This window comes from Nocardioides bruguierae (genome assembly GCF_023554635.1).
Taxonomy (GTDB): domain Bacteria; phylum Actinomycetota; class Actinomycetes; order Propionibacteriales; family Nocardioidaceae; genus Nocardioides; species Nocardioides bruguierae.
The window spans coordinates 63,941-84,970 of sequence record NZ_JAMJPH010000034.1 but is presented as its reverse complement, the minus strand read 5'-3'; the positions used below and the strand labels follow the sequence as shown (position 1 = coordinate 84,970).

At 72.5% G+C, this 21,030-nt stretch carries 21 protein-coding genes and 5 tRNA genes; 13 read left to right on the top strand and 13 right to left on the bottom strand.

Annotated features, from left to right (window positions below; genetic code table 11):
• Positions 1-78 precede the first annotated feature (78 nt).
• Positions 79-831 carry a site-specific integrase gene (locus tag M8316_RS18280; RefSeq protein ID WP_250057028.1) on the top strand — a complete coding sequence of 251 codons (753 nt, stop codon included), beginning with the start codon at positions 79-81 and terminating at the stop codon, positions 829-831.
• A gap of 196 nt (positions 832-1,027) precedes the next feature.
• Here the strand turns inward: M8316_RS18280 and M8316_RS18275 are convergent.
• A tRNA-Val gene (locus M8316_RS18275) sits at positions 1,028-1,099 on the bottom strand.
• A gap of 362 nt (positions 1,100-1,461) precedes the next feature.
• Between M8316_RS18275 and M8316_RS18270 the strand changes: the two genes are divergently transcribed.
• The 4 genes from M8316_RS18270 to M8316_RS18255 all read left to right on the top strand — a co-directional run bounded on the left by M8316_RS18270 (position 1,462) and on the right by M8316_RS18255 (position 2,019).
• Positions 1,462-1,534 (top strand) — tRNA-Gly (locus M8316_RS18270).
• A 31-nt stretch (positions 1,535-1,565) separates the two neighbouring features.
• Positions 1,566-1,636, top strand: a tRNA-Cys gene (locus tag M8316_RS18265).
• A gap of 25 nt (positions 1,637-1,661) precedes the next feature.
• Positions 1,662-1,733 (top strand) — tRNA-Val (locus M8316_RS18260).
• A 213-nt stretch (positions 1,734-1,946) separates the two neighbouring features.
• A tRNA-Gly gene (locus M8316_RS18255) sits at positions 1,947-2,019 on the top strand.
• A 65-nt stretch (positions 2,020-2,084) separates the two neighbouring features.
• On the opposite strand, the gene M8316_RS18250 is transcribed toward M8316_RS18255, so the two are convergent.
• The 4 genes from M8316_RS18250 to M8316_RS18235 all read right to left on the bottom strand — a co-directional run bounded on the left by M8316_RS18250 (position 2,085) and on the right by M8316_RS18235 (position 4,627).
• Positions 2,085-2,765 (bottom strand): LuxR C-terminal-related transcriptional regulator, encoded by a 681-nt coding sequence (locus M8316_RS18250; protein WP_250057027.1) that lies wholly within the window; start codon positions 2,763-2,765, stop codon positions 2,085-2,087.
• Between the two features lie 10 nt (positions 2,766-2,775).
• On the bottom strand, positions 2,776-3,342 hold the full coding sequence (locus tag M8316_RS18245; RefSeq protein ID WP_250057025.1) for a universal stress protein: 567 nt from the start codon (positions 3,340-3,342) through the stop codon (positions 2,776-2,778).
• Positions 3,343-3,610: 268 nt separating this feature from the next.
• Positions 3,611-3,832, bottom strand: coding sequence for a hypothetical protein (locus tag M8316_RS18240; protein WP_250057023.1), 222 nt, complete (start codon positions 3,830-3,832; stop codon positions 3,611-3,613).
• A gap of 594 nt (positions 3,833-4,426) precedes the next feature.
• Positions 4,427-4,627, bottom strand: coding sequence for a hypothetical protein (locus tag M8316_RS18235; RefSeq protein ID WP_250057021.1), 201 nt, complete (start codon positions 4,625-4,627; stop codon positions 4,427-4,429).
• Positions 4,628-4,835: 208 nt separating this feature from the next.
• On the opposite strand from M8316_RS18235, the gene M8316_RS18230 reads away from it, so the two are divergent.
• Positions 4,836-6,512, top strand: a complete 1,677-nt coding sequence (locus M8316_RS18230) for an acyl-CoA dehydrogenase family protein (protein ID WP_250057019.1) — start codon at positions 4,836-4,838, stop codon at positions 6,510-6,512.
• An 89-nt stretch (positions 6,513-6,601) separates the two neighbouring features.
• On the opposite strand, the gene M8316_RS18225 is transcribed toward M8316_RS18230, so the two are convergent.
• Complete coding sequence (locus M8316_RS18225) at positions 6,602-7,984, bottom strand: cation:dicarboxylate symporter family transporter (protein WP_250057017.1); 1,383 nt, start codon at positions 7,982-7,984, stop codon at positions 6,602-6,604.
• A 176-nt stretch (positions 7,985-8,160) separates the two neighbouring features.
• Between M8316_RS18225 and M8316_RS18220 the strand changes: the two genes are divergently transcribed.
• Positions 8,161-9,801 carry a sensor histidine kinase gene (locus M8316_RS18220; protein ID WP_250057015.1) on the top strand — a complete coding sequence of 547 codons (1,641 nt, stop codon included), beginning with the start codon at positions 8,161-8,163 and terminating at the stop codon, positions 9,799-9,801.
• Positions 9,798-10,541 (top strand): response regulator, encoded by a 744-nt coding sequence (locus tag M8316_RS18215; RefSeq protein WP_250057013.1) that lies wholly within the window; start codon positions 9,798-9,800, stop codon positions 10,539-10,541. Before M8316_RS18220 ends, M8316_RS18215 begins: the two co-directional genes overlap by 4 nt.
• Positions 10,542-10,608: 67 nt before the next feature.
• On the opposite strand, the gene M8316_RS18210 is transcribed toward M8316_RS18215, so the two are convergent.
• Together M8316_RS18210 and M8316_RS18205 are read right to left on the bottom strand one after the other, a co-directional pair.
• Positions 10,609-11,130, bottom strand: coding sequence for a GNAT family N-acetyltransferase (locus tag M8316_RS18210; RefSeq protein WP_250057011.1), 522 nt, complete (start codon positions 11,128-11,130; stop codon positions 10,609-10,611).
• 23 nt (positions 11,131-11,153) lie between these two features.
• The gene (locus M8316_RS18205) at positions 11,154-12,596 is read right to left on the bottom strand and encodes a glycine hydroxymethyltransferase (protein ID WP_250057009.1); all 1,443 of its coding nucleotides are present in this window, start codon (positions 12,594-12,596) and stop codon (positions 11,154-11,156) included.
• A gap of 350 nt (positions 12,597-12,946) precedes the next feature.
• Here M8316_RS18205 and M8316_RS18200 point away from each other — a divergent pair, with 350 nt between their 5' ends.
• The 4 genes from M8316_RS18200 (at position 12,947) to M8316_RS18185 (ending at position 16,451) form a co-directional block, all read left to right on the top strand.
• Entirely contained in the window at positions 12,947-14,695 is a 1,749-nt protein-coding gene (locus tag M8316_RS18200) for a nitrite/sulfite reductase (RefSeq protein WP_250057007.1), read from the top strand.
• Positions 14,692-14,877, top strand: coding sequence for a hypothetical protein (locus M8316_RS18195; RefSeq protein WP_250057005.1), 186 nt, complete (start codon positions 14,692-14,694; stop codon positions 14,875-14,877). Before M8316_RS18200 ends, M8316_RS18195 begins: the two co-directional genes overlap by 4 nt.
• Entirely contained in the window at positions 14,874-15,620 is a 747-nt protein-coding gene (locus M8316_RS18190; protein WP_250057003.1) for a phosphoadenylyl-sulfate reductase, read from the top strand. Before M8316_RS18195 ends, M8316_RS18190 begins: the two co-directional genes overlap by 4 nt.
• A 78-nt stretch (positions 15,621-15,698) precedes the next feature.
• Positions 15,699-16,451, top strand: coding sequence for a sirohydrochlorin chelatase (locus M8316_RS18185; protein ID WP_250057001.1), 753 nt, complete (start codon positions 15,699-15,701; stop codon positions 16,449-16,451).
• A 34-nt stretch (positions 16,452-16,485) separates the two neighbouring features.
• Here M8316_RS18185 and M8316_RS18180 read toward each other — a convergent pair whose 3' ends face one another.
• Positions 16,486-16,869 (bottom strand): DUF3037 domain-containing protein, encoded by a 384-nt coding sequence (locus M8316_RS18180; protein WP_250056999.1) that lies wholly within the window; start codon positions 16,867-16,869, stop codon positions 16,486-16,488.
• Positions 16,866-17,666, bottom strand: coding sequence for a HipA family kinase (locus M8316_RS18175; RefSeq protein ID WP_250056989.1), 801 nt, complete (start codon positions 17,664-17,666; stop codon positions 16,866-16,868). Before M8316_RS18175 ends, M8316_RS18180 begins: the two co-directional genes overlap by 4 nt.
• A 109-nt stretch (positions 17,667-17,775) precedes the next feature.
• On the opposite strand from M8316_RS18175, the gene M8316_RS18170 reads away from it, so the two are divergent.
• Entirely contained in the window at positions 17,776-18,510 is a 735-nt protein-coding gene (locus tag M8316_RS18170; protein WP_250056987.1) for a hypothetical protein, read from the top strand.
• Between the two features lie 34 nt (positions 18,511-18,544).
• On the opposite strand, the gene M8316_RS18165 is transcribed toward M8316_RS18170, so the two are convergent.
• The 3 genes from M8316_RS18165 to recA are packed head-to-tail and all read right to left on the bottom strand — an operon-like array spanning position 18,545 to position 20,890.
• Complete coding sequence (locus tag M8316_RS18165; protein WP_250056985.1) at positions 18,545-19,027, bottom strand: phosphoribosyltransferase; 483 nt, start codon at positions 19,025-19,027, stop codon at positions 18,545-18,547.
• Positions 19,028-19,034: 7 nt separating this feature from the next.
• Entirely contained in the window at positions 19,035-19,814 is a 780-nt protein-coding gene (locus M8316_RS18160; RefSeq protein WP_250056983.1) for a regulatory protein RecX, read from the bottom strand.
• A 14-nt stretch (positions 19,815-19,828) separates the two neighbouring features.
• A complete protein-coding gene (gene recA, locus M8316_RS18155) occupies positions 19,829-20,890 on the bottom strand; it encodes a recombinase RecA (RefSeq protein ID WP_250056981.1) in 1,062 nt (353 codons plus the stop codon).
• Positions 20,891-21,030 lie beyond the last annotated feature (140 nt).

Sequence of the window (21,030 nt, the reverse complement as noted above, 5' to 3'; positions counted from 1 at the left end):
CCGGCAACTGACCTGGTCGCCCTCGGCCGCACCGCCCTCATTCCGTCGCTGGTCCAGGCCTAGAAACTGGCGACCGCCATGGACGAGACGTGGCTGCTGCCCAACTGGTGCCGCGACCTGACCGGCCCCAACGGCGAGGGCTGGGGCGACATCGTCCGCCTCATGGTCGACACCGGCCTGCGCATCAGCGAGCTGTTCGGCGCTGGCCACCTGGCATACGTTCCCGAGCGGTCCGTCCTCATGGTCATCGACACCTCGACCGAGTCGGGCGGCCGCCGTGAGTACCGAGGCAACCGCGGGAAGTCGAAGGCCGCCATTCGCGAAATGATGGTGATCCCGCAGGCCGAGGCGCCACTCGAGCGCATGCTGGCAATCCGCGAGCGCGGACTGGCCCTGGAGCCGGCACGCGCAGCTAGGCGCGCAACACGCAACAGCAAGCGCACTCCGAACCGACCGCCCGAGGACCTGTGGACCCTCATCGTCAACGGCGAGTACGGCGGGTTCATGTCGTACGGCCACTGGCGCAAGAAGCTCACCGTGGCCCAGAACGCCAGCGGTGTTACCTACACCGCACACGAGCTGCGCCACGTCTTCGCGTCCTTGCTTTACGCGGCTGGCCTCAAGGAGGATGCCATCGCCTACCAGATGGGCCACAGCTCACCCGACGTTGCGCGACGCATCTACCGCCACCTCTTCAAGATCTCGAGCAGCGAGGTTGCCAAGCGCGTCGGAACCAGCGCCGAGATCATCACCGCACACGAGCGCGCCGACGCCGAGGCGGAGCTGGCGGACGAGGACGCACCGGCTTACGACCCCGAGGACGCCGAGTGACGTGGCACCGCCCCTGCCCTTCCCCTGCCGGCTCGCGCTGGGGGCGAGGTGGACAGTAGAAGCCGCTACCGAGCAGGTAGCGGCTTCCGTCTTTGCAGCCGGGAGCCCCCTGACTCTTTGTAGGGTTTGTAGGGCGCCAGTGACCACTTCACTGGGAACGCCAAAAGCCCAGGCCGTCTGACCTGGGCTTTCTCGGTGGGCGATACTGGGTTCGAACCAGTGACCTCTTCGGTGTGAACGAAGCGCGCTACCACTGCGCCAATCGCCCGTGCTGCACCTCTCGGTGCGGAACGAGACTGTAGCCGCACTGTGTCGGGCACACCAATTCCGGGTCCACCTCGCCCGCCGACAGACCCGCCGGGGGTCGCGTCGCGCCCACGACGGGCCCCGGTCGGGGCGAGGGGCCGGACCGAGCGAGAGCCGCACGGACACCGGGCCGATGCGCCGGCGGACGGCTCGCAGACGCGGGTGCGACGCCCCGGCATCCCCGCTCCCACCAGCCGCGACGCCACCCCAGGAATCACTCCCGACACTCCCCTGACACCACGAGGACACCCCCGATTTGGCGCCGTCGGGGGGCTCGGCTAATGTTCTCGACGTCGCCAAGGGGCACCGCCCCGAAGCAGACAAGCGGACGTAGCTCAGTTGGTAGAGCGCAACCTTGCCAAGGTTGAGGTCGCGAGTTCGAGCCTCGTCGTCCGCTCTGAGAGGTCGCTTGATGGCCAGGCCTCCACGGTGGGTTGGCCGAGAGGCGAGGCAACGGACTGCAAATCCGTGTACACGGGTTCAAATCCCGTACCCACCTCGTAGAGTAGACAACTCAACAACTAGGACGATTGGCGCAGCGGTAGCGCGCTTCCTTGACACGGAAGAGGTCACTGGTTCAAACCCAGTATCGTCCACAGACAGAACCCCCGGACCCTCGGTCCGGGGGTTCTTGCATTGCTCCGACCAGCACCGCCGCATGCTCTCGAGACGACTCGTCCATCCGGCCGTCGGCGCAGGTCAGAGCCGCTGCGCGAGCGGTGCGTGCCGGCAGGGGACGCGGATTGGGCACCGGTCCCCCGGTCCGCTAGTGTCCTCGTCGTCGCCAGGGCGCAAGCCCCGGAGGACGTGCGGACGTAGCTCAGTTGGTAGAGCGCAACCTTGCCAAGGTTGAGGTCGCGAGTTCGAGCCTCGTCGTCCGCTCCGCAGCAGCGAGGGCCGACCCGGAGACCGGGTCGGCCCTCGCTGCGTCTGCAGGCCTGCGCGCCTCAGGCCCGTGCCAGGGGCACGGTCAGGCTCGACCGGTGCAGCGTCGCGAAGACCGCGGCCTGGGTGCGGCTGGCCACCTGGAGCTTGCCGAGGATGTCGGAGACGTAGTTCTTCACCGTCTTCTCCGACAGCTGGGCCTCGTGCGCGATCTGGCGGTTGGTCAGCCCGTCGGCCAGCAGCAGGAGGATGCGGCGCTCACCGGGGGTGAACACGTCGACCTCCGGGTCGGACTGCTCGGCGTGCCGCACGTGGTCGAGCACGGCCCCGGTCACCTGGGGATCGAGCACGGACTGGCCGCGCGCGACCCGCCGCAGGGCGATGGCCAGCTCGTCGAGGTCCGCGTCCGCCAGGAGGTAGCCGGTCGCGCCGGCCTGGATCAGGTCGATCAGCCCGACGTCGTCCCGCTGCTCCCCGAGCACCAGGATGCCCGTCGCGGGCGAGCGCTCACGCACCTCCCGGCACGCCTCGGCCCGCGCCGTGGCGGGCAGCCCCGCGTCCAGCAGCAGCACGTCCGGTCGCAGCGCCGGGACCCGGGCCACGGCAGTCCGCACGTCCTCGGTGTCCCCCACGACCCGGGCAACGCCGCTGCCCTCGAGCAGCGACCGCAGCGCGAGGCGCAGCAGCCGGTGCTGGTGGAGCAGGTAGACCTCCGGGCGAGGGACGACGTCTGTCGCCTCCATGCTCCGGACGCTATGCCCGGGGAGGGACGCCGCCCATCGGCGCAACGGCAGGGTGAGCCAAGGTAAATGGTCCTCTCCTGCCCCGATCGGCCCGGGCCACCTCGCCCCGCACCCGGGCCGCACCCGTGGGGTCGACCTCGACCACGGCGCAGGCCACCCGCGGCAGGACGGCGGCAGCCACGCCGCGCTCGGGGGCGCCGGCCGCGCTCGCCGACCGGTGCGTGCCGAGGACCAGCACGTCGGCCCCGTCCGAGGCGTCCACCAGGACGTCGGCGACGCGGCCGTTCGCCAGGACCCGGTGCACGGGCACCGCACCGGCCCGGGCCGCGGTCGCCTCGGCCAGCGCTCGGGCCTGCGCCCGGGCGGCGTGATGGCGGGGCAGGCTGTAGTGCCCCGGAGCCTCACCGACGAGCACCTCGCCCTGGCCCGGCCACACGGTCACCACCTCCAGCTCGCGTCCGCTGACCTCGGCGGCCCGCAGCGCCCAGGCGAGGGCGTGGGCACTCCCCCGCGAGCCCGACACGGCCACCACGACACGACCGCAGGCCGCCGCGTCCTCCGACGTCCGCTGCTCCATGGTCGCCCCCTCGGCGCTCGGTTCCCGTCACGCTCCCCTCCAGCATCCCCCCGCCCCGCCGCCGACACAGGACCCCATCGGCAGGGGCGGCGGGAGCGGGAGAGCCCCTCCCGACCGGGACCTGGGGCCCTGTCCCCTGCCTCCCCGAGCCCGACCCGGCCTCCTCCGACGGGTCCGGACGCACGTCGACCCCGGGACGCGGGGGCGCACCGGGGCTGGAGCCGTACGACGACGTCGGACGACGGGGGTCGTCCGTGCCGGAGGAGGATCAGTCGATGTCGCTGGGGTCGATGTAGACGAAGAGGGACTCGAGGTGGCCGTCGTGCGGGGCGAACCGCATGCCGACGGGGCTGTCGGGGCGCACCCCGGTCTTGCGGCCCTGGTCCACGAACCAGATGAGCTCGCCCCAGGTCAGCTGCTGGTCGAGGTCGAGGCCGATGGCCGTGTTGATGGTCTTCTTCTCGAAGGTGTCGAAGTCGTCGTCGCTCATACCCCCCACAGTAAATGTGCCCGCGGAGGCGTCGGAGGCGATTTCCCTCGCCTCGCACGTCACCTCCGTTAACTCTGTGCAACGTCGGGCCGCCGCACGGCCCGACGTCCGGGGCACCCTCACGTCCCGACCTCTCCAGGTCTGGACCAGCAGGCACGTCCACCGCCCGACAGGTGTGGGTCGGCCCGCGGCGGGGCACCTTCCTCCCGAGAGTGGACGGCACCGCCGCCTCGCGCCGACGGACTCCGTCGGACCAGGGGACGCGAGGCGGGCGTGGTCACCAGTTCCGCCCCCGGTCCGTGGCTCGGACCGGGGGCGGACGCACGTCCGGACCGGACCAGCCGCCCACCACCCGGACAGTCCGTGCCGCCGGGATTGATCCGGCCGCACACTGGGTAACGAATCGGTATCGGTCCGCCGTTGATGTGGGCGTACGGGCAGCTGGCCCGCTAAGCCCGGAGGAGCGTCGACGGCATGCGAGGGCCGACGTCGGGTCGTGGTCCGTCCAGCCTCGAGACCACCCGGCTCCCCGCTCCACGCGGGGAGCCGGACGACCCTGGCGCCGACACGCTCCCGGCCGCCCTGGGTCGACCCTCAGCGCGGCGTGAGCTGCGCGGAGGCCAGCCACTCCTGGACCAGGCCCCATCGCTGCCCGCGCACCCGCGCGACGTAGACGACGAGGCCCTCCCAGCCGGCCTCGCCCCGCCGCCACTCCAGGAGCAGCCCCGGCCGCTTCACCCCGTCCGCGTCGACGGCGTCACCGACCCAGCAGTGCCGGGCGGGGCACGCGTCCACGAGCGGGGGCCGCCCGTGACCCGTCGGGTCGGGCCCGGGGAAGGACGCCGGCGGGCGCGCCCTGTCCCGCAGCGGGACCCCGCTGCCCCGTTTGCTCATACCGCCCGCCACGCGCCGATGGTCGCACAGGATCGAACACCTGTTCGAGTCCGGAGCCCGAAGTGACTCACCGGTAGCCTCGCCCGGCCCACCGACCTACGGTGGCCCCATGACGCAGGACACACCGCTGCCCGGCCGCGCGGACATCCGCCGCTCCACCAACCAGGCTCCCCCGCTCGTCGGCCACAACGCCGTCACCGGCGACGCCGCGCTGAGCGACGCCGTGCTGCGGCACGCCGACGGGTCGGTGCTGGAGGGTCTCGCCGCCCTGGGTGCGGAGGCGGGCAGCGCGGAGGTCCGCGAGCACGGGGTCCTGGCCAACACGCACACGCCCGTGCTGCGCCCCTACGACCGGTGGGGCAACCGGGTGGACGAGGTCGACTTCCACCCGTCCTGGCACCACCTGATGACGCGCGCCACCGCGCACGGCCTGGGGGCCGCCGCCTGGGCCGCCGAGGCCGTCGGGCAACCGCACGCGCACGTGCGCCGTGCCGCCGGCTTCATCGCCTGGTTCGGCCCGGAGCCGGGGCACGCCTGCCCCACCACCATGACGTACGCCGCCGTGCCGGCCCTGCGCGCGGACCCCGCGCTCGCGGAGCGTTTCGAGCCCGGCCTGACGTCGACCACCTACGACTTCGGCCTGCGCGCCCCCGGCACCAAGGCCGGCCTGCTGGCGGGCATGGGCATGACCGAGAAGCAGGGCGGGTCCGACGTCCGCACCAACCTCACGCGTGCCGTGCCCACCGGGGGCGACGGCACCTACACGCTGCACGGCCACAAGTGGTTCACCTCGGCGCCGATGAACGACCTCTTCCTCGTGCTCGCCCAGGCCCCCGGTGGCCTCACCTGCTTCGTGCTGCCGCGGGTGCTCGAGGACGGCACCCGCAACGCCCTGGACGTGGTGCGGCTCAAGGACAAGCTCGGCAACCGCTCGAACGCCTCCTCGGAGCTCGAGGTGGACGGGACCCTGGCCCACCGGCTCGGCGAGGAGGGACGCGGCGTGCGGACCATCATCGAGATGGTGGCCGCCACCCGGCTCGACTGCGTGCTCGGCTCCACCGCCACCATGCGGCGGGCCGTGGCGGAGGCCTCCTGGCACGTCGCCCACCGCGACGCGTTCGGCGGGACGCTCGCGGACAAGCCGCTCATGCAGAACGTGATCGCCGACCTCGCGATCGAGACCGAGGCCGCCACGGCGCTCGGGATGCGCCTGGCCGCCGCCGTGGACGCGCGCGACGACGCCCACGAGGCCGCCCTGCGCCGGATCGCCCTGCCGCTGGCCAAGTTCTGGGTCTGCAAGCGCACGCCGACGGTGGTGGCCGAGGCGATGGAGTGCCTGGGCGGCAACGGCTACGTGGAGGAGTCCGGCCTGCCGCTGCTGTTCCGGGAGTCCCCGCTGAACTCGATCTGGGAGGGCTCCGGCAACGTCAACGCCCTCGACGTGCTGCGGGCGCTCTCGCGCGAGCCCGGCGTCCTGGACGCCTGGATCACCGAGGTCGGCCTGGCCAGCGGTGGCGACCACCGGCTCGACCGGGCCGTCCAGGAGACCCTCGCCCTGCTCGGGCGGCTCATGGGCGAGCCCGACCAGATGGAGCGCCAGGCCCGCCGCCTGGCCTCGCGGATGGCGCTGGTCCTCCAGGGCGCCCTCCTGGTGCGGTTCGCCCCGCCCGAGGTCGCCGACCTGTTCTGCGGCTCGCGGCTCTCCCCCGGCCACGACGGTGTCTTCGGCTGCCTCGAGAGCGGCGACCCCGCCGCGGTGGTGAAGCGGACGACGCCCCAGGCCTGAGCCGACGAGGGACGAGGCTCACGCACGACGAGGCCCCCGCCGGACGGCGGGGGCCTCGAGCGCCTTGCGGGGTCCTGCGGGGTCCTGCGTCAGACGGTCTGGCGCTCGCGGACGTCGGCCGGGGCGTGCTCGCCGGCGGCCGGGGCGGGCTGGTCCTCGTGCTCGTCCAGCATCGTCGCCTCGTCGAACGGCTCCTGGCCCGAGAGCACCCGGTCCAGGCGAGCGCGGTCGAGGCTGTGGGTCCAGTGGCCGATGAGGATGGTCGCGATCGAGTTGCCGGCGAAGTTGGTCAGGGCGCGGGCCTCGGACATGAACCGGTCGATGCCGACGATGAGCCCGACGCCGTCCAGCAGCTCCGGTCGGTGCGAGGACAGGCCACCGGCCAGTGTCGCCAGGCCCGCGCCGGAGACGCCGGCTGCGCCCTTGCTGGCGATGACCATGAAGGCCAGCAGCGAGATCTGCTCGCCGATGCTCAGCGGGTCGCCGAGCGCCTCGGCGATGAACAGCGAGGCCATCGTCAGGTAGATGGCGGTGCCGTCGAGGTTGAAGGAGTAGCCGGTCGGCACGACGACGCCGACGGTCGAGCGCTCCACGCCGGCGTGCTCCATCTTCGCGATCAGGCGCGGCAGCGCCGACTCCGAGGAGGACGTGGACACGATCAGCAGGAACTCCCGGCCCAGGTAGGCGAACAGCTTGAAGACGTTGACGCCCGTCGCCACCTTGAGGATGGCGCCGAGGACGCCGACCACGAAGATCACGCAGGTCACGTAGAAGGCGATCATCAGCACCGCGAGGCTCTTCAGGGCGTCGACGCCCGTGGCGCCGACGACGGCGGCGATGGCACCGAAGGCACCCACGGGGGCCGCCCACATGATCATCGCGAGGACGCGGAAGACCACGCGCTGCAGGTGGCCGACGCCGCGGAGCACCGGCTCGCCGGCCTTGCCCATGCCCTGGAGGGCGAACCCGACGAGCAGGGCCACCAGGAGCGTCTGGAGCACCGAGCCGGACGTCAGCGACGAGACCAGCGAGGTCGGGATGATGCCCAGCAGGAAGTCGGCGGTGCTGGCGTGCGACTCACCGGCCGTCGCGGCGCCCACGCCGGCGACCTCGTCGGTCAGCCGCAGCCCGTCACCGGGGTGGATGAGGTTGCCGACGACCAGGCCGATGGCCAGCGCGACCGTCGACATCAGCAGGAAGTAGCCGAGGGCCAGGCCACCGACCTTGCCCACCCGGGCAGCGCTGGCGACCGACCCGACTCCCAGCACGATCGTGCAGAAGATCACCGGCTGGATCATCATCTTGATGAGGGCCACGAAGCCGGTGCCGAGCGGCTTGAGCGCCACCCCGACCGACGGGAACGCCAGCCCCACGACGATGCCGGCCGCGACGGCGACGATCACCGCCAGGTACAGGTAGTGGGTGCGCGAGCGCGTGGCTGTGGTGGCTGTGGTGCCGGGGCTGCTGCTCATGAGACCTCCTCGTCCGGGTGCCGGGACCGACCCGACGGACCGAGGTTCCCCGCTGCTGTGAGGTGCGTCACCGTTGTGGTCGTTGTGATCACGGACACCTGAGCGCGGGGCACTGCGGCACCCCGCCGACGCCGCCGGTGGGCGGGGTGAGCGTGTCCTGGGGCACAATCCGTGCCGTGCTCCCCCGCCGTGCGCGCGGTCGCGACGTCCCGGTGTCGCGGCAGGTGCTGCTCCTCCAGGTCGGTCTCGTCGGCATCCTCGTCGTCGTGGCGCTGGCGCTGTCCGTCGCCGATGCCCGCTCCGACGCGCGCGGCCGGGCCACCGACCGGGCGCTGGCCGTGGCCGGCACGCTGGCGGACTCCCCCACCGTGGGCGAGGCCCTGGCCTCCGAGGACCCGTCCGCCGTGCTCCAGCCCTACGCGGAGGCGGTGCGGGCCGACACGGGGGTCGACTTCATCACGATCATGACGCCGGCCCGGCTCCGGCTGACCCACCCCGACCCCGCGATGATCGGCCTCCCGTTCCAGGGCGACGTGGGCACGGCGCCGAGCGGCGTCCCCTTCACCCAGGAGTACGCCGGCACGCTGGGGCCGTCCATGCGGGCCGTCGTCCCCGTGCTCGGCGACGACGGCACCTTGGTCGCCATGGTCTCGGTCGGCATCACGCTGGACCGGATCGAGGCGGGCGTGTGGCACGACGTGCTGCGCATCGCCGTGGTCGCGGCCCTCGTGCTCGCGCTCGGGGTGGCGGGCGCCTGGTGGGTGGGGCGTCGGCTCCGACGCCAGACCCACGGCCTGGGGGCGGACGAGATCACCCGCATGTACGAGTACTACTCCGCCGTCCTGCACGCGGTGCGGGAGGGCTTGCTGCTGCTCGACAGCGAGGGCCGGGTCCGGCTCGCCAACGACGAGGCGCGCCGACTCCTGGACCTCCCGACGGACGTGGCGGGGCGACGTCTCGTCGACTGCGGGCTGGCCCCGGGCCTGGTGGCCGCCGCCCTGGGCGACGCGGTGGACACCGACGACCTGTACCTGGCGGGCGACCGCCTGCTGGTGGTCTCCTCGGCGCCCGCCCGCTGGCAGGGACGCGGCGTGGGCGCGGTGGTGACGCTGCGCGACCGCACCGAGCTCCAGCAGGTCACCGGCGAGCGCGACGCCGTCCGCGGCCTCGTCGACTCGCTGAGGGCGCAGAACCACGAGGCCGCCAACCGGCTGCACACCGTCGTCTCCCTGGTGGAGACCGGCCACGCGGACGAGGCGGTCGACCTCGCCACCGAGGAGCTCGCAGTCGCCCAGCTGCTGGCCGACCGGGTCAGCGCGGCGGTCGGTGACCCGGTGGCCGCAGCGCTGCTGCTCGGCAAGACGGCGGAGGCCGCCGAGCGGGGCGTGGAGCTGACGGTGGTCGGCACGCTCGAGGCCGTGGCGCTGCCGGCACGCGACCTCGTGACGGTGCTCGGCAACCTCGTCGACAACGCCTTCGAGGCCCTGGGCGGCACCGACCGCGCCGAGGCTGCCGACCATCCCCGCCGGGTCGAGGTCGAGCTCGGGCAGGCGGACGACGGCGCCGTCCGCGTCCGGGTCGCCGACTCCGGCCCCGGGCTGGCCGAGGGCGACGCCGAGCGCGTGCTCGAGCGCGGCTGGACGACGAAGGCCGAGCCGGGCACGGGCCGCGGGCTGGGACTGACGCTGGTAGCCCAGGTCGTGCGACGTCACCGCGGCAGCATCGACATCGGCCCGGGCCCGCTCGGCGGCGCGCAGGTCACCGTCGTGCTGCACCCGCGGGCGACGACAGTCCCCGAGACCGAGGAGGACGCGTGAGCGAGCACGAGACGACGGGCCGGACCGGCCCCGGCTCGGACGACGACCTGCGCGTCCTGGTCGTCGAGGACGAGGCCCGGGCCGCCGAGGCCCACGCCGAGTACGTGCGCCGCGTCCCCGGCTACACGGTGGCGGGCACCGTCCGCTCGGCCCAGGAGGCCTCCCGCTTCCTCGAGGCCATGCGCACCCAGGGTCGTCCGGTGGACCTGGTGCTGCTGGACATGCACCTGCCGGACGGGCACGGCCTCGGCCTGCTGCGTCGGATGCGGGCGGCGGGGCACCTGTGCGACGTGATCGCCGTGACGGCGGCCCGGGACGCGGACGTGGTCCGCGCCGCCGTCGCCCAGGGCGTGGTGCTCTACCTGGTCAAGCCGTTCACGTTCGCCGGCTTCCGGGCGAAGCTGGAGCAGCACGCGGCCTTCCGGGCGCAGGCGGAGGCGAACCGGCTGCGCGGGGAGGACCTCGGCCAGGACGAGGTGGACGCGCTCATGGGCTCGTTGCGCCGCGCCCCGGGCGCGGCGGTGCCCAAGGGCATGAGCCCGGAGACCCTGCGCGAGGTCACGGCGGCGCTGCGCCAGGCGGACCGTGGCCTGTCGGCCTCCGAGGTCGCGGACCTGGTCGGCGCCTCCCGGGTCACCGTGCGCCGCTACCTCGAGCACCTCGCCGACACCGGCACCGCCGAGCGGCACCCGCGCTACGGCGGTGGCGGGCGACCGGAGGTCGAGTACCGCTGGGTGTGAGCCGGCTCAGGCGGGGACGACGGGGCGGGGACGACGGGGGCGGTGCCGCTCCCGGAGCCGGCCGAGGTCACCGAGCCGGGGCCGGCACTCCTGGCCGCGACGTCCGGAGCCTGAGCATCTCGTGCACCACCAGCGCCGAGCCCTCCCGTAGCGGCTCGACCACCCCGGTCGTCTCGAACCCGAGGCGCTCGTAGAGCCGACGAGCGACGTCGTTGCCCTCGGTGACGTGCAGGACGACGTCCCGCTCCGCGGGCGCGAGCGCCAGCAGCCGACGAGTGAGGGTCTCGGCCAGGCCGCGTCCGCGGACCTCGGGAGCCACCCACACGCCCCAGACGAAGCACTGCTCCTGCTCGGGCGGCACGAAGAGCCCGGCCATGCCGACAGGCGGATCCATCCGCGAGGCCCGGGCCAGCAGCAGCGGCCCGGGGCCGCGCACGCGCTCGCGCCAGACCTGCTCGGGGTTCGCCTCGGCCTTGGCCAGCGTGGTCCCGAACGCGTGCGGTGCGTCCCGCAACGCACGCAGGCGGACGTCACGGAACGCCGACCAGTCGTCGGCGCCCGCGACGTCCGCCTGCACGTCGTCGAGCACGTCCCCTCCTGGGGAGGTGGGCCTCAGGCCAGGTCGAGGCCCGGGTAGAGCGGGTGCTTGTCGAGCATCTCGGCCGAGGCGGCCTTGACCTTGTCGGCCACGCCGTCACCCAGCACGTAGGACGCCTTGGACGGCGTGCCGGCCTTGGTCGTGCCGGGCTGGGTGTTGCTGAGCACCTGGGTGATGAGGTCCGCGACGTTGTCGAACTCGTCGTGGCCGAAGCCGCGGGTGGTCAGCGCCGGGGTGCCGATGCGGACGCCGGAGGTGTACCAGGCGCCGTTGGGGTCGGCGGGCACCGAGTTGCGGTTGGTGACCACGCCGGCCTCGAGCAGGGCGGACTCGGCCTGGCGGCCGGTGAGGCCGTAGCCGGAGACGTCGAGCAGCACGATGTGGTTGTCGGTGCCGTCCGTGACCAGCTTCGTGCCGCGCTTCATCAGGCCGTCGGCCAGCGACTTCGCGTTGTCGGCGACGTTCTGGGCGTAGGTGCGGAACGAGTCCTGGCGGGCCTCGGCGAACGCCACGGCCTTGGCGGCCATGACGTGGCTGAGCGGGCCGCCGAGGACCATCGGGCAGCCGCGGTCGACGCTGGGGGCGTACTCCTCGGTCGCCAGCACCATGCCGCCGCGCGGGCCGCGCAGGGACTTGTGCGTGGTGGTGGTGACGAGGTGGGCGTGGGGCACCGGGTCCTCGTCGCCGGTGAAGACCTTGCCGGCCACCAGGCCCGCGAAGTGGGCCATGTCGACCATGAGCGTGGCGCCCACCGAGTCGGCGATCTCGCGCATCTTGGCGAAGTTCACCCGGCGCGGGTAGGCCGAGTAGCCGGCGACCAGCACGAGCGGCTTGAACTCCTTGACCTTGGCGGCCACGGCGTCGTAGTCGAGCAGGCCCGTCTCGGGGTCGGTGCCGTACTGGTTCTGGTGGAACATCTTGCCGGAGATGTTCGGGCGGAAGCCGTGGGTGAGGTGGCCGCCGGCGTCCAGGCTCATGCCCAGGAGGCGCTGGTTGCCGAGCTCGCGACGCAGGGACTCCCAGTCCTCCTCGGTGAGCTCGTTGACGTTCTTCTTCTCGGCCTTCTGCAGCCACGGGCCCTCGACGCGGTGGGCGAGGATCGACCAGAAGGCGACGAGGTTGGCGTCGATGCCGGAGTGCGGCTGCACGTAGGCGTACTCGGCGCCGAACAGCGCCCGGGCGTGCTCGGCGGCGAGCGACTCGACGGTGTCGACGTTCTGGCAACCCGCGTAGAAGCGGTGGCCGACGGTGCCCTCGGCGTACTTGTCGCTGAACCAGGTGCCCATGGTCATGAGCACGGCGGGCGAGGCGTAGTTCTCGCTGGCGATGAGCTTGAGGGAGGCACGCTGGTCGGCGAGCTCGGCGCGGGTCGCGTCCGCGATCCGGGGCTCGACGGAGGCGATGACCTCCAGAGCCTGCTGGTAGGCGCTGCTGGTGAGGCCGGAGACGTCGGTCATGAGCGGCAGCGTAGTCGCCCCCGGCGCACGGTCGCGCATCGGTGGAGGGCGCCGTCAGGTGTTGCGCAGGCGTGACGAGACAGACACGGGACGGTCTCCGCACGGTCACCACCCCGCCTGCATCCCACATGTTGGACGGGCGTCTCACATGATGGGTTCCGCATTTGGAGATGTCGGTCCCGAGGACTGAGACTGCTTGACGTGAGCCTCCTCGACACCCATGTGCACCTCGTGGTCCGCCGCCACGTGGACCTCGGGCGTACGCGCAGCGCCATGTGTCCCGTCCGCTGAACCTCTCCTCTCTCCGCGGTGTTCCCCCACCGCTCCCCGTTCAGCCAAGGAGCCCCCGCATGTCCGACCTGCGTTACGCCGCCGCGCCCGCCCGCACCACCGAGATCCCGCGTCCCCGCCGTGGCGAGGGCCAGTGGGCGCTCGGCTACACCGAGCCGCTCAACAAGAACGAGCAGTCCAAGAAGGACGACGACCCGCTGAACGTGCGGGACCGCATCCTCTACACCTACTCCAAGCGCGGCTTCGACTCGATCGACCCCGCGGACCTGCGCGGCCGTCTGCGCTGGATGGGCCTCTACACCCAGCGCAAGCCCGGGATCGACGGCGGCCGCACCGGCTCGCTGCCCGAGGAGGAGCTGGACGACCACTTCTTCATGATGCGGGTCCGCAGCGACGGCCAGCTGCTCTCCTCGGCCGCCGTCCGGGCCCTCGGCGAGATCGGGCGCGACCACGCGCGCGACACCGCCGACGTCACCGACCGCGAGAACATCCAGTACCACTGGATCCGCATCGAGGACGTGCCCACGATCTGGCAGAAGCTCGAGGACGCCGGCCTCTCGACGCTGGAGGCCTGCGGCGACTCCCCGCGCCCCTTCCTCGGCTCGCCGGTCGCCGGCGTGGCCGCCGACGAGATCATCGACGGCACCTCCGCGCTGGACGAGATCAAGCGCCGCTACCTGGGCGACCCGGCCTTCTCGAACCTGCCGCGCAAGTTCAAGACGGCGCTGACCGGACACCCCAGCCACGACGTCTCCCCCGAGACCAACGACGTCGCCTTCGTCGGCTCGCTGCACCCCGAGCACGGCCCCGGCTTCGACGTCTGGGTCGGCGGCGGCCTGTCCACCAACCCGATGCTGGCGCAGAAGCTCGGCGTCTGGGTGCCCCTGGACAAGGTCGCGGACGTCTGGTCCGGCGTCGCCGGCATCTTCCGCGACTACGGCTACCGGCGCCTGCGCTCGCGCGCCCGGCTGAAGTTCCTCGTCGCCGACTGGGGCGTGGAGAAGTTCCGCGAGGTCCTGGAGAACGAGTACCTCGGCGAGAAGCTGGTCTCGCTGGAGTCGCCGGAGTCCCCCGTGGGGCACCGCGACCACGTCGGCGTCCACGACCAGCAGGACGGCCGCAAGTACGTCGGCGTCGCCCCCGTGGTGGGTCGCGTCTCCGGCTCCCTGCTCCTCGCGCTGGCCGACGTCATCGACGAGTTCGACCTCGACGGAGCCCGGCTCACGCCCTACCAGAAGATCGTGCTGCTCGGCGCCGACCCGGCCCGCGTGGAGGCGCTGGTCGAGCGGCTCGACGAGATCGGCCTCTCGGCCCGTCCCTCGGTCTTCCGCCGCAGCTCCATGGCCTGCACCGGCATCGAGTTCTGCAAGCTGGCGATCGTCGACACCAAGAACCGCACCCGTGACCTGATCGCCGAGCTGGAGCGTCGGTTCCCCGACCTCACCACCGAGCAGATGGGCGGCGGCTTCTCGATCAACGTCAACGGCTGCCCCAACGCCTGCGCCCGCACCCAGGTCGCCTCCATCGGCCTCAAGGGCCAGCTGGTCATGCACGAGGGCCGGCAGGTCGAGGGCTTCCAGGTGCACCTCGGCGGCGCCACCGGCCTCCAGGCCAACTTCGGCCGCAAGCTGCGCGGCCACAAGGTCACCAGCGAGGGCCTGGACGACTACGTCGCCGCCGTCGTCAGCAACTTCCTCGCCGACCGCTCCGCCGAGGAGACCTTCACCGACTGGGTGGCCCGCGCCGACGAGTGGCAGCTCGACGGTTCGGCCGTCATCCCCGGCACCGAGGAAGGAGCACGGTCATGAGCGAGCGCGCCGTTCCCTTCCACTGCCCCTACTGCGGGGACGAGGACCTCTGGCCGCACGAGGTCACCGCCGAGGACGGCACCACGAGCTCCCCGCACGGCTCCTGGGAGTGCCGGTCCTGCCTGCGCGCGTTCTCGCTGAGGATGCTCGGGCAGGTCGCTCCCGCCAGGGGTCCGCGATGACCGCCGCCGCCACCGCCCAGGCCGCGGTCACCCGCGGCGTCGACGCAGCCGGCCGCAGCCCGGAGGAGCTCCAGGAGATCGTCCGGCACTGGGGTGCCGAGCTCGAGCTCGCGCCCGCCGAGACCATCATCGAGTGGGCCGCAGCGACCTTCGGCGAGCGGTTCTGCGTGACGTCCTCGATGGGCGACGCCGTGCTGGCGCACGTGGCCTCGAAGGTCGTGCCCGGCATCGACGTCGTCTTCCTCGACACCGGCTACCACTTCATCGAGACCATCGGCACCCGTGACGCCGTCGAGGCCACGATGCCCGTGAACCTGCGGAACATCACGCCCGAGCAGACCGTCGCCGAGCAGGACGCGACCGAGGGCCCCGAGCTGTGGCGTCGCGACCCCGACCGCTGCTGCGCCCTGCGCAAGCTCGCCCCGCTCCAGCGGACCCTGGCCGACTACGACGCCTGGGCCACCGGCCTGCGACGCGCCGAGACCCACCACCGCGTCATCGCCCCCGTCATCGGCTGGGACGTGAAGAAGCAGAAGGTCAAGGTCTCGCCCCTGGCGCGCTGGAGCGACGAGCAGGTCGAGGCCTACGTCGCGGAGAACGGCGTCCTGGTCAACCCGCTCGCCTACGACGGCTACCCCTCCATCGGGTGCGCACCCTGCACCCGTCGCGTCGCCCCCGGCGAGGACCCGCGCAGCGGACGCTGGGCGGGCACCAGCAAGACCGAGTGCGGCATCCACGCCTGACCCGCACCACCAGCACCACCCGCACCCCCTGGAAACGAGCACCACCGCACCACCGCAACTGCAAGGAGAGAAGCACCCATGGCCGCTCCCGCCCTGGTCGCACTGGCATCCGGCTTCGACGACCCCCGCGCGACGTCCACCGTGTCCGCCATCGTCGAGGAGGTCCGCGCCGTACGCCCCGACCTGCGGGTCGAGTCGGCCTACGTGGACGCGCCGCTGAAGCGTCGCGGCTCCGTCGCCTCGGTCTGTGACGCGCTGGCGAAGTCCGGCCACGACGAGATCGTGCTGGTGCCGCTGCTGCTCACGGAGTCGCCGGAGGCCGCGGCGACCGTGGCCGGGGCGGTCTCGACCATGCAGGAGCGACACGACTCGCTCCGTGTGCAGGCCACCCCCGCCCTCGGGCTCGAGGCCTGCTTCCTGCAGGTCCTCGACAGCCGCCTGCGCGAGGCCCTGCGCACCGCTCGGGTCCGCGAGCTCGACGCGCTCGTCCTCGCGGCCGTCGGCTCCACCGACGCGATCTCCAACCAGGCCGTGGCCCGCCTGGCCCGGGTGTGGGGCGCCCACCACAAGCTCCCCGTCACCACCGCCTACGCCCAGGCCGCCCCGCCGGCCGCCGGCGAGGCCGTGCGCGCCTTCCGGGCCGAGGGACGCCGGCACATCGCCGTGGCGTCGTTCTTCCTCACCCCCGGTCCGCTCGCCGACCGAGCGGCCGAGCTCGCGCTCGAGGCCGGGGCGGCCGCGGTCGCCGAGCCGCTCGGTGCGCACCCGGAGGTCGCCCGCACGGTGCTGGCGCGCTACGCCGTCGGCGCCGTCGAGCTCGTCCCGGTCTGAGCCGGTCTGAGCCGTCCTGAGCCGGGCCGCCGGCTCAGTCCACGTAGGCGTCCAGCAGCCGACCCAGTGCTGCGGCGGGGTCCTCGCAGACCCCGCCGTGCACCGGGCCAGGCTGCAGCACGGTGCTGCGCGGAGCCTTGAGGAACCCGAAGCGCTGGCTGGTGCGCTCACCCGAGGCGGCCCCGGCCGCCGGCGAGCCCGAGGCGACCGCCTCGGCGTAGGCGAGCCCGCGGTGCACGTGCGCCAGGTCGAGCCCCGGGGCCAGGGCGGAGAGCCGGGCCTCGTCGACCCGGTGCGCGACCCCGAGGAAGTCGGTGGCGTGGCAGTACAGGACGACCCCCACGTTGCAGAACTCCTCGCGCTCGGGGCGAGGCACGCAGCGCAGCACCACGTACTGGTAGGACACACGCTGCGTCACGACGCGCCCCCCGGCCCCGACAGGTCCGCCAGGTCCGGCAGCCACTGCCGCGTGCCCAGTCGGGCCAGCAGGAACCGCACGTAGGCCCCCCGGACCTCCTCGGCCGTGTCGGCCCCGGGCACGGGCTGGAGCCAGCCGTCGGGGACCTCGGCGAGGACCTCGGTCAGCAGCGCCTCGTCGATGCGGGAGCCGATCTCGTCGTCGACGGCCGCCAGCACGTCCGCACCGCCTTCGAGCAGCGGCAGCAGCACGTGGTCGGAGGCGTCCCAGCGCTGGGCCGCGAACCGCTGGGGGTCCGTGATCCCCCCGGCCCAGGCGTGGTGGAAGTACAGGCTGGCGCCGTGGTCGATGACCCACAGGTCGCCGTTCCACACCAGCAGGTTGGGGTTCCTCCAGGAACGGTCGACGTTGGCGCAGAACGCATCGAGCCACAGCACCCGCGCCGCCTCCTCGGCGCCCACGGACGTGGAGCCGTCGAAGCCGAACGAGCCGGGGAGGAAGTCGATGCCCAGGTTCGAGCCCACCGAGGCGTTGATGAGGTCCTGGACCTCCTCGTCGGCCTCGTAGCGGGCCAGCTCTGCGTCGAGGTCGAGCTCGACGAGCACCGGCGTGCGCAGGCCCAACCTGCGGGCCAGCTCGCCCACCACGACCTCGGCCACGAGCACCTTCAGGCCCTGGCCCGCGCCACGGAACTTGCAGACGTAGGTGCCGAGGTCGTCGGCCTCCACGACTCCCGGGAGGCTGCCGCCCTCCCGCAACGGGGTGACGTACCGCGTCACCGCGACGTGCTCGATCACAGGAGCACCCTAGTGGCCAGTGGTCTAGGACAGGGTTTTACTGACGCCTCTCTGGGTAGTCCCTGTGCGCGCCGACCGGCGCACCTCTCTCCCAGAACGGACCCCCCACGTGTCCTCACGTCTCCCCCGATCCGTCCGCCTGCTCTCCGCGAGTCTCTCGACCGTCCTGCTGGCGAGCGGCCTCTCGCTGTTCCTCGCCCCCGCCGCGAGCGCCGACACGACGACCACCATCGTCGGCGGCAGCACCAACCGCTGGCTCACCGCGAGCAGCTACCGCACCCAGCCGGGCGTGCCCAAGCACGGCGACGCCCTGAGCCTCTCCATCAACGTCGAGACCGCCGACGGCGACCAGGTCTACTACGGCGGCCTCACCGTGAAGCGCCGCATGGCCGGCACCAAGAAGTGGACGACCATCGCCACCTCCGAGGACGACGCGGCCTACCTGTACGACTCCACCAAGGCCGTCGGCAACGCCACCTACCGGGTCATCTACGCCGGCGGCACCCACCCGAGCACCGGCGAGGTCTACGCGCCCTCCAAGAGCACCATCACCGCCAAGGTGCAGCGCAACCTGAACACCTCGACCTTCAACACCACCCGCGGCATCGGCCTCAAGGGCAAGGTCGTGGCCGGCTACAAGCGCAAGCTCATCGCCGTGGAGCGCAAGCAGGGCAAGAAGTGGGTCCTCTACACCCGCACCCGGACGAACGCGAAGGCTCGCTACCGCGTCAACGTCGCGGCCCCCAAGAAGAGCGGTGCGAAGATCAAGTACCGCCTGCGCATCCCGGCCTCGACCGCCTACGCCGAGACCAAGAGCGTCGTCTACACCGCGACGCGGTACTGACCGTCCGCGAGCGCGTGCGTCGCGCGGCGCCTGCTCAGGCGTCGCGCGGCGTGACGACCGGCAGGCTCGACCACGGGAAGTCGATCCAGCGGTCGGTGTGGCGCCACACGTAGTCGGGGCGCACCACGGTCCACGGCTTCTCGTAGACGACGGCCGAGCGCGCCTCGGCCACGTGGTCGCCACAGAAGTCCAGGACGGTCTGCAACGTCTTGCCGGTGTCGGCGACGTCGTCGGTGATGAGCACCTTCATGCCCGAGAGGTCCACGGCGTCCGGCGTCGGCGGGAGCATGATCGGCACGTCGAGGCGCTCCTCGATCCCGGTGTAGAACTCCACGTTGACGGCGGAGAGGTTCTTCACGCCCAGCGCGTAGCCCAGGCCCATGCCGAGCCCGAGACCACCGCGAGCGATGGAGAGCACCAGGTCGGGCTCGTAGCCCGAGTCGGCGACGGACTGCGCGATCTCGCGCACCGCGGTGCCGAACAGCTCGTAGGTCAGGATCTCGCGCTCGTCTGCCACGGCGACATCATGGCAGGTCCCACGGGGTGTCCTCACCGGCCGCCCCGTCGTCCCCCTCGCGGTCGGCCCGGACCTCCTCGCGGACGACCCGGTAGGCCATCTCGCCGCCGAACCCCTTGCGTCCGAGGGCACCGAGCAGCCGTCGCATGGCGACCGTGTCGTCGAGGGACCGCATCGAGCGCAGCTTCTTGCGGACGAGGTCTCGCGCAGCCGCCTCCTCGTCGGCCGGGTCGACCTCGTCGAGCGCCACCTTCGCGACGTCGTCGTCGACGCCCTTGCGGCGCAGCTCCTGCGCCAGCGCGCGGCGGGCCAGCTTCTTCGTGGGCTGGCGGGAGGAGACCCAGGCCCGGGCGAAGGCCTCGTCGTCGACCAGACCGACCTCCTCGAACCGGTCCAGCAGCTGCTCGGCCACGTCGTCGGGCACCAGCTTGGCGGCCAGCTTCTCGGCCAGCTCCGCGCGGGAGCGCGCACGACCCGTCAGCTGCTCGAGCAGGATCGCCCGGGCGACCTCCTCCGGGTTCTCCGGTGGGCCCGGCGCGTCCCGGGGCACGTCGTCCCCGTGCCGGCGTGAGCGCTGACCGCCGCCCGGACCCGAGGACCGGCGCCCGCGGCCACGTCCCTGGCCGCGCCCGCCGCGGGTCGAGCCTCGCTCCTCCGCGGCGTCGTCGGCGCCGGCCACTTCCTGGGCAGGTGCCGCCTCCGGGGCGCGACGCGTCCACGCGTCGACGCCCAGGGAGACGTCACCGGCCCAGGAGGGAGCGGGACGGTCCTCGTGCAGGTGACCCATGAGAGAAGGGCGACTCAGAAGTCGTCGATGCCGACCGGCTCGTCGGCCGGGGCGTCGACGGTCGGGCCGACGCCGAGCTTCTCGAGGATCTTCTTCTCCAGCTCGTTGGCGAGGTCGGGGTTGTCGCGCAGGAACGTGCGCGCGTTCTCCTTGCCCTGGCCGAGCTGGTCGCCCTCGTAGGTGTACCAGGCACCGGCCTTGCGGACGAGACCCGCCTCCACGCCGACGTCGATGAGGCCGCCCTCGCGGGAGATGCCCTTGCCGTACATGATGTCGAACTCGGCCTGCTTGAACGGCGGGGCGACCTTGTTCTTCACGACCTTGACGCGGGTGCGGTTGCCGACCATGTCGGTGCCGTCCTTCAGCGTCTCGATGCGGCGCACGTCGAGGCGGACCGAGGAGTAGAACTTCAGCGCACGACCACCGGTGGTGGTCTCGGGCGAGCCGAACATGACGCCGATCTTCTCGCGCAGCTGGTTGATGAAGATCGCGGTGGTGCCGGCGCCGTTGAGGGCGCTGGTCATCTTGCGCAGCGCCTGGCTCATGAGGCGCGCCTGGAGACCGACGTGGCTGTCGCCCATCTCGCCCTCGATCTCGGCACGGGGCACCAGGGCGGCCACGGAGTCGATGACGATGAGGTCGAGCGCCCCGGAGCGGATCAGCATGTCCGCGATCTCCAGGGCCTGCTCACCGGAGTCGGGCTGGGAGACCAGCAGCGCGTCGGTGTCGACGCCCAGGTTCTTGGCGTACTCGGGGTCGAGCGCGTGCTCCGCGTCGATGAAGGCCACGATGCCGCCGGCGGCCTGGGCGTTGGCCACCGCGTGCAGCGCGACGGTCGTCTTACCGGAGGACTCCGGGCCGTAGATCTCGACGACGCGGCCGCGGGGCAGGCCGCCGAGGCCGAGCGCGACGTCGAGGGCGATCGAGCCGGTGGGGATGATCTCCAGCGGGGCACGGGTCTCGTCGCCGAGCCGCATGATCGAGCCCTTGCCGTACTGGCGCTCGATGTTGCCGAGGGCGGCGTCGAGCGCCTTGTTCTTGTCCCCGGACTTGTCCGTGGTGGTCTTCGCAGCCATCTTCTGTCTCCGTCTCCCCCGGGCCTGACCCGGCTGGCCTTGTTCTCTCATGTCGTGGGCGACGCTAGGAGAAGGCACCGACAGTCACCCTCGACCCGCGGCGGGGCTGTGGACGACCGCGCTCCGCGACACGCTTGTGG